9 protein-coding genes are annotated in these 12,935 nt (G+C 55.8%); 3 read left to right on the top strand and 6 right to left on the bottom strand.

From position 1 onward, the window contains the following. Nucleotides 1–615 precede the first annotated feature (615 nt). A complete protein-coding gene (locus FHC51_RS03040) occupies nucleotides 616–1,560 on the top strand; it encodes a TIGR01212 family radical SAM protein (protein ID WP_220434874.1) in 945 nt (314 codons plus the stop codon). Here the strand turns inward: FHC51_RS03040 and FHC51_RS03035 are convergent. After that, on the bottom strand, nucleotides 1,537–3,036 hold the full coding sequence (locus FHC51_RS03035) for a helicase HerA-like C-terminal domain-containing protein (RefSeq protein ID WP_220434873.1): 1,500 nt from the start codon (nucleotides 3,034–3,036) through the stop codon (nucleotides 1,537–1,539). The two genes, FHC51_RS03040 and FHC51_RS03035, sit on opposite strands and share 24 nt — an antisense overlap. Nucleotides 3,037–3,173: 137 nt before the next feature. Between FHC51_RS03035 and FHC51_RS03030 the strand changes: the two genes are divergently transcribed. After that, on the top strand, nucleotides 3,174–4,811 hold the full coding sequence (locus FHC51_RS03030) for a dihydroxyacetone kinase subunit DhaK (protein ID WP_220434872.1): 1,638 nt from the start codon (nucleotides 3,174–3,176) through the stop codon (nucleotides 4,809–4,811). 84 nt (nucleotides 4,812–4,895) lie between these two features. On the opposite strand, the gene FHC51_RS03025 is transcribed toward FHC51_RS03030, so the two are convergent. Further along, entirely contained in the window at nucleotides 4,896–5,915 is a 1,020-nt protein-coding gene (locus tag FHC51_RS03025) for an NAD(P)-dependent alcohol dehydrogenase (protein ID WP_103824944.1), read from the bottom strand. Nucleotides 5,916–5,997: 82 nt separating this feature from the next. Continuing rightward, nucleotides 5,998–6,501, bottom strand: a complete 504-nt coding sequence (locus FHC51_RS03020) for a GNAT family N-acetyltransferase (RefSeq protein ID WP_103824943.1) — start codon at nucleotides 6,499–6,501, stop codon at nucleotides 5,998–6,000. A gap of 176 nt (nucleotides 6,502–6,677) precedes the next feature. Here FHC51_RS03020 and FHC51_RS03015 point away from each other — a divergent pair, with 176 nt between their 5' ends. Then, nucleotides 6,678–7,853: a YjgN family protein gene (locus FHC51_RS03015; protein ID WP_220434871.1), complete on the top strand. Its 1,176-nt coding sequence runs from the start codon at nucleotides 6,678–6,680 to the stop codon at nucleotides 7,851–7,853. Between the two features lie 64 nt (nucleotides 7,854–7,917). Here FHC51_RS03015 and FHC51_RS03010 read toward each other — a convergent pair whose 3' ends face one another. The 3 genes from FHC51_RS03010 to pepA form a co-directional block, all read right to left on the bottom strand. After that, nucleotides 7,918–10,773 (bottom strand): valine--tRNA ligase, encoded by a 2,856-nt coding sequence (locus FHC51_RS03010; protein ID WP_103824941.1) that lies wholly within the window; start codon nucleotides 10,771–10,773, stop codon nucleotides 7,918–7,920. After that, nucleotides 10,773–11,216, bottom strand: coding sequence for a DNA polymerase III subunit chi (gene holC / locus FHC51_RS03005; protein ID WP_103177201.1), 444 nt, complete (start codon nucleotides 11,214–11,216; stop codon nucleotides 10,773–10,775). The genes FHC51_RS03010 and holC overlap by 1 nt, the downstream gene beginning before the upstream one ends. A gap of 120 nt (nucleotides 11,217–11,336) precedes the next feature. Further along, nucleotides 11,337–12,848 carry a leucyl aminopeptidase gene (pepA, locus tag FHC51_RS03000; RefSeq protein WP_103824940.1) on the bottom strand — a complete coding sequence of 504 codons (1,512 nt, stop codon included), beginning with the start codon at nucleotides 12,846–12,848 and terminating at the stop codon, nucleotides 11,337–11,339. Between the last annotated feature and the right edge of the window lie 87 nt (nucleotides 12,849–12,935).

The raw sequence follows: 12,935 nt of genomic DNA, 5'->3' as shown, positions 1-12,935 counted from the left end.
ATGGCGACGGGGTTTGCGCTTCATACGCGTACCTCGCATTCGCCCTCTTAATATCCTTTTCGCGCAGGTAAACAAGTTTGAGGACTTGCTTCAGAGGGAATCTCAATTACTGCATAAATATGATGAGCAGGCTGCTCATCCAGAAAGCTTCCAGCGGATTTCCAACTTATCGGGAATCTGTACACAGGTCAAATGGCAATCTTATTTATCCAAATATGTGCTAAGAGGAGGTTAATTGTTTGATTTATTTGAATATTTAACCGCTTTCACATCACTGTAACCTTGCTGTGGGCTTTTGGGGAGTGTGATCTGACTCACTATATGAAAGCGGTATTATCGCTGTAGCATGCTAAATAGTGCGATTTAAGCAGGATTAAATGCTGCTATGCCAGAAAATCCCGCATGATGTCACTGTTTTTCAGCGAAGACGATATAAATGAAAAAAACCATCAGAACATAAGGAAAAGTAATTAAGCGGGCGGTGCATGAAATTGCAATTATCCTGGTTAATTATTCAAAAGATAAAAGCGCACCGGGGCGATTGATCCAGGTCATCGCCGAAGGCGGTTAAAAATGGCAGGCTTGTCCCCTTTCAACGGGGCGGTCTAACAGATTATGCAGTTACAGAAATTAGTCAATATGTTTGGTGGGGATCTTTCGCGCCGGTACGGGCAAAAGGTTCATAAGCTGTCGCTCCACGGGGGATTTAGCTGCCCGAACCGCGACGGCACTATCGGACGCGGCGGCTGTACCTTCTGTAATGTGGCCTCTTTTGCTGACGAAGCGCAACAGCATCAGTCTATCGCTGCGCAGCTTGCCTATCAGTCGACGCGGGTTAACCGGGCGAAGCAGTATCTGGCCTATTTTCAGGCTTATACCAGCACCTGGGCTGAAGTGCAGGTGCTGCGATCGATGTATCAACAGGCGGTGAGCCAGGCGAATATCATCGGGCTCTGCGTCGGCACACGCCCCGACTGCGTACCGGAAGCGGTACTGGATCTGCTCAGCGAATATAAAGAGCAGGGGTACGAGATCTGGCTGGAGCTGGGATTGCAGACCGCCCACGATAAAACCCTGCATCGCATCAACCGTGGTCATGATTTTGCCTGCTATCAGCGCACCACCCGGCTGGCGCGCGAGCGCGGGCTGAAGGTCTGTACCCATCTTATTGTCGGCCTGCCGGGAGAAGGGCGGGATCACGCGCTGGAAACCCTGCACAGCGTCGTAGAGACCGGCGTGGATGGCATCAAGCTGCACCCGCTGCATATCGTCAGAGGCAGCATTATGGCGAAAGCGTGGGAAGCCGGGCGGCTGAACGGGATTGAGCTGGACGAGTATGTTCTCACCGCCGGGGAGATGATTCGCCATACACCACCGGAAGTGGTCTATCACCGCATCTCCGCCAGCGCCCGTCGTCCAACGCTACTGGCACCGCTGTGGTGTGAGAATCGCTGGACGGGGATGGTGGAGCTGGACCGCTATCTGAACGAGCAGGGCGTGCAGGGCTCGGCCCTGGGTACACCCTGGGTGCCCACGCTATCTCCGGCGTCCGCCCAGTAAACTGCCCAACACACCGCGGACAATCTGATTCGTCACCTGACGCGCTGCGCTTTTCGCCATGGTTTGCACCACCCCGTCGCGTTTACCGCCGCGCGGCCCGGTGCTGCCAAACAGAATCTCTTTTAACCCGCCGAGAATGCCCTCATCGACCGCCACGGACTGGCCTTTAGCGGCGGGCGCCTGCTGCTCTGTGGTGGCCTGCACCCCTTTTTGCAGCATCTCAAACGCGGACTCCCGGTCCACCTGATCTTCATATTTACCGTAGAGCGGGGAATGGTTGATCAGCCCGTTACGCTCGTCGTCGCTAATCGGCCCCATTCTGGAGTGGGGTGCAATGACCATCGCGCGCTCCACCATGGATGGGCTGCCTTTGGCATCCAGGAAAGAGATCAGCGCTTCGCCGGTGCCCAGCGCCTGAATGGCCGCTTCGGTCTCAAAGGCCGGATTAGCGCGCATGGTCTGCGCTGCGGCTTTGACCGCTTTCTGATCTTTCGGCGTAAAGGCGCGCAGGGCGTGCTGGACGCGGTTACCCAGCTGGCCCAGGACGTTATCAGGAATATCGGCCGGGTTTTGCGAAACAAACCAGACGCCCACCCCTTTAGAGCGGATCAGGCGGATCACCTGCTCGATCTTATCCAGTAGCACCTGTGGCGCATCGTTGAACAGCAGATGGGCTTCGTCGAAGAAAAAGACCAGCTTCGGTTTGTCCAGATCGCCCGCTTCCGGCAGCTGTTCAAAGAGCTCTGAGAGCATCCAGAGCAGGCTGGCCGCGTAGAGCTTCGGCATCTGGTAGAGCTTTTCCGCGCTCAGGATGTTGATAATGCCTTTGCCGTTGCTGTCGGTTCGCATCCAGTCTTTGATATCGAGCATCGGCTCGCCAAAGAAGTGCTCGGCTCCCTGCTGCTCCAGGGAGAGCAAGCCACGCTGGATAGCGCCGATAGAGGCGGAGCTGATATTGCCGTACTGCGTCTGGAAGGCTTTGGCGTTATCGCCGATATACTGCGTAATGGCCCGCAGATCTTTGAAATCGAGCAGCAACAGCCCCTGATCGTCGGCAATGCGGAAGATAATGTTCAGCACGCCGGTCTGCACCTCGTTCAGATCGAGCAGACGTGCCAGCAGCAGCGGGCCGAGATCGGAAACGGTCGCCCGTACCGGGTGGCCGCGCTCGCCAAAAATATCCCACGCCACCACCGGGTTGCTCTGCGGTTGCCAGTCGGTCACGCCAATATTCTTTAGCCGTTCGAGTAACTTATCCGATGCGGCTCCCTCCCGGGCAACGCCGCTGAGATCGCCTTTCACGTCAGCCATAAACACCGGCACGCCAATAGTGGAAAATGACTCGGCCAGCTTTTGCAACGTCACCGTTTTCCCCGTGCCCGTTGCACCGGTGATCAGACCATGACGGTTTGCCATCGCGGGCAGCAAAAACAGCTCAGTGTCTGGCGTCCGGGCAATCAGCAGGGGTGTACTCATGATGCGCATCCTCGTGGAATCCTGCGTGGAGTATAGGCAACCTGACGGCAAAATGAATGTGTCAATTTCTTAGTTTGCAGCGCATTACGCAGCGCGGACTATGCTTTTGCATACGGTTAACAACATATTGGAAAGCTATGTCCAGATTCTTCTTTAACGACCGCAAACAGCTGGTGAATGATGCCATTGAAGGGATGCTGATCTCTGCCCCGCACGGCAATCTCGCCAGACTGGATATCGATCCGGCTATCCGCGTGGTGGTACGCGCCGACTGGGATAAAAGTCGCGTGGCGGTGATATCCGGCGGGGGCTCCGGCCATGAACCGGCGCACGCGGGCTTTGTGGGTAAAGGGATGCTGACCGCGGCCGTCTGCGGCGATCTGTTTGCGTCCCCCAGCGTCGAGGCGGTGCTGAACGCCATTGTGGCCGTCACGGGCGATCGTGGCTGTCTGCTGATCGTCAAAAACTACACCGGGGATCGTCTCAACTTTGGCCTCGCGGCAGAAAAGGCTAAACGCTACGGGCTCAAAGTGGAGATGGTGATCGTGGCCGATGATATTGCCCTGCCGGATAACAAGCAGCCGCGTGGCATCGCCGGAACTGCGCTGGTGCATAAGATCGCCGGGTATGCCGCCGAACAGGGCAAGTCGCTAAACGAGGTACGCGATATGGCCCGCCTGGCCTGCGAAAATCTCTGGAGCCTGGGTGTGGCCATGCAAACCTGCAACCTGCCGGGCAGCGACGATGAAGAGGGGCGCATCAAAAAAGGCCATGTCGAGCTGGGGCTGGGGATCCACGGCGAGCCCGGGGCATCGGTGGTGGAGACGCAAAACAGCAGGGAGATTATCGATACGCTGGTGCAACCGCTGCTGGCGCAGGCGGGGGAGGGACGACTGGCGGTGCTTATCAATAACCTTGGCGGCGTGTCGGCCCTGGAGATGGCGCTGCTGACCAAAGAGCTGGCGCATTCCGCCCTGAAGGATCAGATTGCGTATTTGATTGGCCCGGCACCGCTGGTGAGCTCGCTGGACATGAAAGGCTTTTCGTTATCGCTGCTGAAGCTGAACGCGACATTTGAGCAGGCGCTGAACGCCCCGGTGGAGACGCTGGGCTGGCAAAAGCCCGTCGCCTTTACGCCGCTGCGTACGTTAACGCACACTCCGCTGCACGACAGCGTGGAATTTACCCCGTCGGCAAATGCACAGGTGGCGCAGCACGTCGCTGCGGTGGCGGAGCGGTTAATCGCCCTGGAAAACCGCCTTAACGCCCTGGATGCGAAAGTGGGTGATGGCGATACCGGTTCGACCTTTGCGCAAGGCGCGCGGGACATTGCGCAATGGCTGGAAGAAGATCGCCTGCCGCTGAACGATCTGCCGCAGCTGTTGCTGCTGGTGGGTGAGCGGCTGGCGACGGTGATGGGCGGTTCAAGCGGGGTGTTGATGTCGATCTTCTTTACCGCCGCCGGGGAGGGGCTGCGTAGCGGTAAGCCCCTGCCGGATGCCTTGCTGACCGGGCTTGCGCAAATGAAGCACTATGGCGGTGCCGAACTGGGGGATCGCACGCTGGTTGATGCGCTGCAGCCCGCGCTGGAAGCGTGGCAGAAAGAGGGGCTTCAGGCTGCCGTCAGGGCGGCAAAAGAGGGGGCAGATGCCACGACAAGCATGGGCAAAGCCGGGGCGGGGCGTTCATCGTATGTGAACAAGGAGAATCTGCAGGGGGTTGCCGATCCTGGTGCGGTTGCGGTGGCCGAGGTGTTTGCGGCTCTGGTGCGCTAGGTAAAAAATGCCGGGTGGCGGCTTCGCCTTACCCGGCCTACACACCCCAGGCCCGGTAAGCGTAGCGCCACCGGGCATCTGGACTTAGAAATCCGCTTTTAGCACCACACGGTAACGGGCTTTGCCGTCACGGACATGCTGGATCGCTTCGTTGATTTTCGACATCGGGTACATCTCGATGGTCGGCGCAACACCGGTGCGGCCGGCAAACTTCATCAGTTTGCGCAGCTCGTACGGTGTGCCGGTTGCGGAACCGGAGATGCTACGGTCGCCACCGATCAGCGTAAAGGCGGGAACCGGGAGCGGCTTCAGCACGGCACCGACGGTATGGAAGTTTCCGCCATAGGCCAGCGCTTCAAAGTAGGGCTGCCAGTCGAGATCGACATTTACGGTGTTGATGATCAGATCGAACTGCCCCGCCAGGGCGGTCAGCGCCTCGGGATCACGGCTGTTGACCACTTTGTCTGCGCCCATCGCCAGCACTTCCTGCTCTTTGGCCGGGTTTGAGCTAAAGGCGGTCACTTCACAGCCCATCGCATGCAGCAGCTTAATGGCAATATGGCCCAGCCCACCGATGCCAATCACCCCTACGCGGCTGGTGGCCGTGACGTGGTGCATCAGCAGCGGTTTGAAAACCGTGATACCGCCGCACAGCAGCGGACCCGCAGATTCAATATCCATCTGCTCAGGGAGAGGAATGACCCACTGCCAGTCGGCGCGCAGTTTGTCGGCGAAACCGCCGTTGTTCAGGATGGTGGGTGTGGCCCCTTCCAGACAGTTGATCTGGTTGCCGCTGATACAGGCGTCACAGTGACCACAGCTACGGGCAGTCCAGCCAATGCCCACGCGCTGACCAATTTTCAGCCCTTTATCCTGTGCGGCATCGCCCAGGGCAACAACGCGCCCGATCACTTCGTGACCGGCAATTAGCGGGTATTGTGAAAAGCCCCATTCGTTATCGATCATCGACAGGTCGGAATGGCAAATGCCGCAGTAATCCACCTGCACTTCGACGTCTTCTGCTTTCAGCTCGCCCGCATCGTATTCGTACAGCTCAAGCTCTGCACCCGCCTGCGGTGCGGCGTAGCTTTTTATCTTTGACATCAGTTTTCCCCTTCGTGGTGTTGAACTGAGAGTGTAGAGCATTCAGTTTACAACCGCTTAACAGAAGGGGGCAGGAGAGAGGTTACAGCGTTTTCAGCATTCGCACTTCGCAATCAACATGGCCGGTACAGCCCAGTGGTTGGTCGATATGCTCAAAGCCGAGATGCTCGTACAGCCTGATGGCTTCGGTCAGGAAGGCGGTGGTTTCAAGATAGCAGCGTTTAAACCCTTGAGCGCGGGCGTGATCCATCGCCAGTAATGCCAGTTTTTTCGCCAGGCCTTGTCCACGGACAACGGGCAGGAAATACATTTTTTGCAGCTCGCAGATATCGGGTTCGCTGCAAACTAATGGCGCAACCCCACCTCCACCTACGACCTGACCCTCTTGCTCAACCACCCAATAGGCTGCACCCGGCTGGCTGTACAGCTGAAAAAGTTCATCCAGATTAGGGTCGGCCACGGTGTAGCCTTTATCGGCGGTCAGGCCATATTCTGCGGAAACCTGACGGATAACAGCGGCTATCGCGGCATTATCCTGCGCAGAGAGGCGGCGTAGCGAGGCGGTCTTTGGCGCAACAAGATTCATAAATAACTCAATTTCAATTCAGAAAACTATACGTTTCTTTAATACCACTATTTTTTTAATGGCGCAAGGTACGTGTTTAATGTATTGCTGACGCAACGGAAATCAATATATCCTTTTGTTTGTTCGAGCAAGGCTGGATTTTTATTTGTTATTAAAAATACAAGGACGATATATTTATGAGTGCACTATCAGGGCAACATAATAACACGCAACATTTTATATTTCATGGGCAGGTTAAACCCTATTTTATTATCTGTTTAGTTAATGTCATTTTATCGATTATTACATTCGGCATATTTATTCCCTGGGCGTTGGTGCGTACGCGGCGCTATATCTGTGAGAACATGGAGCTAAAAGGGGCGCGTTTTGCCTACAGGGCGCGTGGCGGCACGATCCTGCTCAGTTGGCTTTTCATCCTGGTCGTGTTAACGCTGGTATCGCTGGCGCAACTCTTCATTATCCCGGATGCCGAAGGTGTCGGTACACTGCTTTTTATCTTGCTGGCTCTGCCGTTTATGATCGTAAAGGGGATCAGCTATCACCTCATGATGACGTCACTCAATTCCATCCATTTTAATTTTCAAACGTCTGCACTTCGTGCATGGTGGGTGATGATTGGGATGCCCGTGGTGATGGCCGCGCTGGTGACGGTGATGTTGAGTCTGATTGTCAGGGATCCAATGAGTCTCAGCGATATGCTATTTCGCGCCGCTGTGGTATTGCTGCTCATTTTTGTGGCAAGCGGTGTCATTTACGGTCTCGTTTATAGCCATTTAATGGAGTTAATAGGGAATGGTCTCTCATTTGGCGCAAATACATTCAGCATTTTGATTAGTAGCAAACGTTGCATCATTATTTTTTTATGTGCCGCGGCAATAATGATCCCCTTTATTTTATTCATTATCTGGGTACTGGTTTCCCTTTTTTACGGGATAATGACGAGCTGTATGCTGGGTATATGCAATGGCAGTACAGCGGAGAGATATATATTGACAAATTCAGGCTGGGTTGTTTTTTGCTATCTCGTTCTGGGGATCGGCGCCGTTTTATCGAAGGCGTATCTTTGGGGTGCTTTACGTAATCTTGCCATGAATAACCTGGTGCTGGGGGAAAGCATTCGATTCCGCTCTACGCTGACATTCTCTGGAATGGCTCCGCGCCTTTTAGGTTTAGTTTTCCTGTCGGCTATCACGCTGGGGCTGGCTTATCCATGGGCAAAAATTGGTTTATTACGTTATCTGGCTGAGAATACTGCTGTTGTTGGCGATCTGGATAGTGTGTCTACTGACATTGAAGAGAGCCAGCCGGAACCCAATGTAACGACTCGTTTGTGCAGTGGTTTCGTTATTTAAAATAGAAACTGAATAAAAAAAGCCGGAGCGTACTCCGGCTTTTTTGTTCTGCCTGCATGTGCGATTAGAGCGCGGCGATCACCGCCTGCTGCTCAATCAGCTTCGCTTTCGCTTGTGCATAACCGTTCAGCTTTTCACGCTCTTTGGCGATCACCGCTTCCGGGGCACGGGCAACGAAGCCTTCATTGGACAGTTTGCTTTCGATACGGCCAATTTCATCGTCAACTTTAGCCACTTCTTTCGCCAGACGTGCCAGCTCAGCATCTTTGTCAATCAGGCCTGCCATCGGGATCAGCAGCTCGGCGCCGTCGATGATTTTGGTCACGGAGACCGGACCTTTATCATCGGCTGGCAGCACGGTGATGCTCTCCAGACGCGCCATGGTCTGCAGGAAGGTGCTGTTCTCGGTCACGCGACGCTGTGCCGCTTCGCTGCAACCGCGCAGTAACAGCGCCAGTGGTTTGCCCGGGGCGATGTTCATTTCGGCACGGATATTACGCACCGCAATGATTGCCTGCTTCAGCCATTCGGTATCGGATGCGGCGGCTTCATCAATCTGCGTGGCATCGAAGGACGGGAACGGCTGCAACATGATGGTATCGGCATTGATACCGGCAATGACCTTCACACGCTGCCAGATGGTTTCGGTGATGAACGGGATGATCGGGTGCGCCAGGCGCAGCAGACCTTCCAGAACGGTAATCAGCGTATGGCGCGTGCCGCGCAGTTCCGCTTCAGTGCCGCCGTTCATGACCGGCTTGGTCAGCTCCAGGTACCAGTCGCAGAACTGGTTCCAGGTGAATTCGTACAGAATGCCTGCCGCGATATCGAAGCGATAGTTATCCAGCGCCTCGCGGAACGCTTTAATGGTCTGGTTGAATTCAGCCAGGATCCAGCGGTCTGCCAGGGAAAGGGTCATTTCGCCGCCGTTAAAGCCGCAATCCTGATCCTCGGTGTTCATCAGCACAAAGCGGCTGGCGTTCCACAGCTTGTTACAGAAGTTACGGTAACCTTCCAGACGCTTCATGTCCCAGTTAATGTCACGGCCAGTAGAGGCCAGCGCCGCCAGGGTGAAACGCAGGGCGTCGGTACCGTGCGGCTCAATGCCGTTCGGGAACTGCTTCTCGGTGCGCTTGCGGATCTTCTCAGCCAGCTGCGGCTGCATCATGTTGCCGGTACGTTTTTCCAGCAGCTCTTCCAGAGAGATACCGTCAACCATATCCAGTGGGTCAATAACGTTACCCTTGGACTTGGACATCTTCTGGCCTTCGTCGTCACGGATCAGACCGGTCATATAGACGGTATGGAACGGAACCTGCGGCTTGCCGTTTTCATCTTTGATGAAGTGCATGGTCATCATGATCATGCGGGCGATCCAGAAGAAGATAATGTCGAAGCCGGAGACCATCACGCTGGTTGGGTGGAACTGACGCAGCGCGTCGGTGTTTTCTGGCCAGCCGAGGGTGGAGAAGGTCCACAGCGCGGAGGAGAACCAGGTATCCAGTACGTCTTCGTCCTGACGCAGGGCAACGTCCGCGCTCAGGTTGTTTTCCTGACGCACTTCGTCTTCAGTACGGCCAACGTAGACATTGCCTTCGTTGTCATACCATGCCGGGATACGGTGACCCCACCACAGCTGACGGGAGATACACCAGTCCTGAATATCGCGCATCCAGGAGAAGTACATGTTTTCGTACTGCTTCGGTACGAACTGGATGTCGCCGTTTTCGACCGCTTCAACCGCGGGTTTCGCCAGTACGTCAGCACGGACGTACCATTGGTCGGTCAGCATCGGCTCGATCACCACGCCGCCACGGTCGCCATAAGGGACAGTCAGGTCATGCGGCTTGATTTCGTCCAGCAGGCCCAGAGCGTCGACAGCGGCAACGATCGCTTTACGCGCAGCGAAGCGCTCCAGCTTCTGGAACTCAGCCGGAATGTCGCTTGAGTAAACGTCAGATTCGTTGCCTTTGGTGTCATACACTTCTGCGCTTTCACGGATATCGCCGTCAAAGGTCAGGATGTTGATCATTGGCAGGGCGTGACGACGACCCACTTCGTAGTCGTTAAAGTCGTGTGCCGGGGTGATCTTCACGCAGCCGGTACCTTTTTCCATGTCGGCGTGTTCGTCGCCCACAATCGGAATACGGCGGTTCACCAGCGGCAGCACCACAAATTTACCAATCAGATCTTTGTAACGCGGATCTTCCGGGTTAACGGCCACGCCGGTATCGCCCAGCAGGGTTTCCGGTCGGGTGGTGGCGACAATCAGGTAATCTTTACCGTCTGCGGTTTTTGCGCCATCGGCCAGCGGATAGCGGATGTGCCACATGGAGCCTTTCGACTCGCGGTTTTCCACTTCCAGGTCAGAGATGGCGGTGCGCAGTTTCGGGTCCCAGTTTACCAGGCGCTTGCCACGGTAAATCAGGTCTTCTTTATACAGACGGACGAACACTTCTTTAACGGCATTGGAAAGACCTTCGTCCATGGTGAAGCGCTCGCGCTCCCAGTCCACGGAGTTGCCGAGACGGCGCATCTGACGGGTAATGGTGCCGCCAGATTCCGCTTTCCACTGCCAGATTTTGTCGATAAAGGCGTCGCGGCCATAGTCGTGACGGGTTTTACCTTCTTCAGCGGCAATCTTACGCTCAACCACCATCTGGGTAGCGATACCCGCGTGGTCAGTACCGGCCTGCCACAGGGTGTTTTTGCCCTGCATGCGCTGGTAACGGATCATGGTATCCATGATGGTCTGCTGGAAGGCATGCCCCATATGCAAACTGCCGGTGACGTTCGGCGGCGGGATCATGATGCAGAAGGACTCTTTGCTTTCATCGCCGTTAGGCTTGAAATAGCCCTGCTGTTCCCAGTGCTCGTAAAGCGGCTGTTCGATATCGCGTGGGTTATATGTCTTTTCCATTATTTCCAGGTTGCCGTATTCAGGTTAAAACCAGCCAGGCGGTACGCTTTATAGCGTTCGCGCGCCAGTTGTTTCAGGGAATCTTCGTGAGGGACAAAGTCTATCACTTCTGTGAAAGCGGTGGCAAAATCTGCAAAGCCGCTGCGCAGGCTAATCAGAATATCGCGTGGACTGCTGTTACGCTTTTGCGGCCAGGCGATCTCCACCGGCGCACCGCCGCGCGGTCCTTCTCCCGCCAGATTATGCGGAACAAAACTTTCCGGCGGTCGTGCCCACAGCGCTTCATCCAGACGGATGGCCTGCTGCTCATCTTCGCAGGCAATCAGCACGCGAAGACCCGCGCGCCAACGTTCTGCGGCAATGTCACACACCAGTTGTTCAACGGCGCTTAAGCCATCCTGTTGGGTGTCATTGTCCAGAAGATAGAACGTTGCGTTTTTCATATATGGGGTTTCTTGTGGTGACTTTAAATGCTTAAGCCCGGTGGCGCTACGCTTACCGGGCCTACGGTTTACTGCCGTTTGTAGGCCGGGTAAGGCGACGCCGCCACCCGGCATTTACCCTTACTCGTCGCCGTTAAAACCGGCGCGATTGAGCAGGAACTGCGACAGCAGAGCCACTGGACGGCCAGTTGCGCCTTTGGCTTTACCGGAGCGCCATGCGGTGCCCGCGATATCCAGGTGTGCCCAATTGTACTTGCGGGTAAAGCGCGACAGGAAGCAGCCCGCGGTGATAGCACCGCCAGGACGACCGCCGATATTCGCCATATCCGCAAAGTTCGACTCCAGCTGCTCCTGATACTCATCGCCCAGCGGCAGGCGCCATGCACGATCGCCCGCCTGCTCGGAGGCACCAATCAGCTCATGCGCCAGCGGGTTGTGGTTCGACATCAGGCCGGTGATGTGGTGACCCAGGGCAATCACGCAGGCGCCGGTCAGGGTTGCGACGTCGATAACCGCTTCTGGATCGAAGCGCTCAACGTAGGTCAGCACGTCGCATAGCACCAGACGGCCTTCGGCGTCGGTGTTCAGGACTTCAACGGTCTGCCCGGACATGGTGGTAAGGACGTCACCTGGACGATAGGCGCGACCACCTGGCATGTTTTCACAGCCCGCCAGCACGCCAATCACGTTGATTGGCAGTTGCAGCTCGGCCACCATGCGCATTACGCCGTAAACCGCCGCCGCGCCGCACATGTCGTACTTCATCTCGTCCATGCCTTCGGCAGGCTTGATGGAGATACCGCCGGAGTCGAAGGTCAGGCCTTTACCCACCAGCACAATCGGACGTACGTCTTCTGCCGGGTTGCCTTTGTACTCAATGACCGACATCAGGGATTCATTTTGTGAACCGTTACCGACGGCGAGATAGGAGTGCATCCCCAGCTCTTTCATCTGTTGTTCGCCAATCACGCGGGTGACAACATTTTTGCTGTAGGAGTCAGCCAGCTGACGCGCCTGTGACGCAAGATAGCCCGCGTTACAGATGTTAGGCGGCATATTGCCCAGATCTTTCGCGGCCTTGATACCGGCTGCAATAGCCAGGCCATGCTGAATGGCGCGTTCACCGCTGGTCAGCTCGCGACGGGTCGGGACGTTAAAGACCATCTTACGCAGCGGACGACGCGGTTCGCTTTTAGTGGTTTTCAGCTGATCGAAGCTGTAAAGGGTCTCTTTGGCTGTCTCAACCGCCTGGCGTACTTTCCAGTAGGTATTGCGGCCTTTGACGTGCAGTTCGGTCAGGAAGCAGACGGCCTCCATTGAGCCAGTATCATTCAGCGTATTGATGGTTTTCTGAATGACCTGTTTGTACTGGCGTTCGTCCAGCTCACGCTCCTTGCCACAGCCAATCAGCAGGATGCGCTCGGAGAGGACGTTAGGCACATGATGCAGCAGCAATGTCTGGCCCGGCTTGCCTTCCAGCTCGCCGCGGCGCAGCAGGGCGCTAATGTAGCCGTCACTGATCTTATCGAGTTGTTCGGCGATTGGAGAGAGTCTGCGGGGTTCAAACACGCCGACAACGATGCAGGCACTCCGCTGTTTCTCCGGGCTACCGCTTTTTACACTGAACTCCATGAACTACGCTCCTGAATCTTAAAGACAACAGCGGCAGCTACGGATAGAATTGAAACCTTTCGTAACTCGTACCCGCTGTTGCGGTGA

Origin of the sequence: Leclercia sp. EC_58, assembly GCF_019584355.1 — a bacterium.
GTDB lineage: Bacteria > Pseudomonadota > Gammaproteobacteria > Enterobacterales > Enterobacteriaceae > Enterobacter.
This window is presented reverse-complemented; position numbering and strand designations above follow the sequence as displayed.

What these genes read in the sequence shown, in the direction of transcription:
- FHC51_RS03040 (WP_220434874.1), top strand. Translation starts at nt 616, where the DNA reads ATGCAGTTACAGAAATTAGTCAATATGTTTGGTGGGGATCTTTCGCGC.
- FHC51_RS03035 (WP_220434873.1), bottom strand. Translation starts at nt 3,036, where the DNA reads ATGAGTACACCCCTGCTGATTGCCCGGACGCCAGACACTGAGCTGTTT.
- FHC51_RS03030 (WP_220434872.1), top strand. Translation starts at nt 3,174, where the DNA reads ATGTCCAGATTCTTCTTTAACGACCGCAAACAGCTGGTGAATGATGCC.
- FHC51_RS03025 (WP_103824944.1), bottom strand. Translation starts at nt 5,915, where the DNA reads ATGTCAAAGATAAAAAGCTACGCCGCACCGCAGGCGGGTGCAGAGCTT.
- FHC51_RS03020 (WP_103824943.1), bottom strand. Translation starts at nt 6,501, where the DNA reads ATGAATCTTGTTGCGCCAAAGACCGCCTCGCTACGCCGCCTCTCTGCG.
- FHC51_RS03015 (WP_220434871.1), top strand. Translation starts at nt 6,678, where the DNA reads ATGAGTGCACTATCAGGGCAACATAATAACACGCAACATTTTATATTT.
- FHC51_RS03010 (WP_103824941.1), bottom strand. Translation starts at nt 10,773, where the DNA reads ATGGAAAAGACATATAACCCACGCGATATCGAACAGCCGCTTTACGAG.
- holC (WP_103177201.1), bottom strand. Translation starts at nt 11,216, where the DNA reads ATGAAAAACGCAACGTTCTATCTTCTGGACAATGACACCCAACAGGAT.
- pepA (WP_103824940.1), bottom strand. Translation starts at nt 12,848, where the DNA reads ATGGAGTTCAGTGTAAAAAGCGGTAGCCCGGAGAAACAGCGGAGTGCC.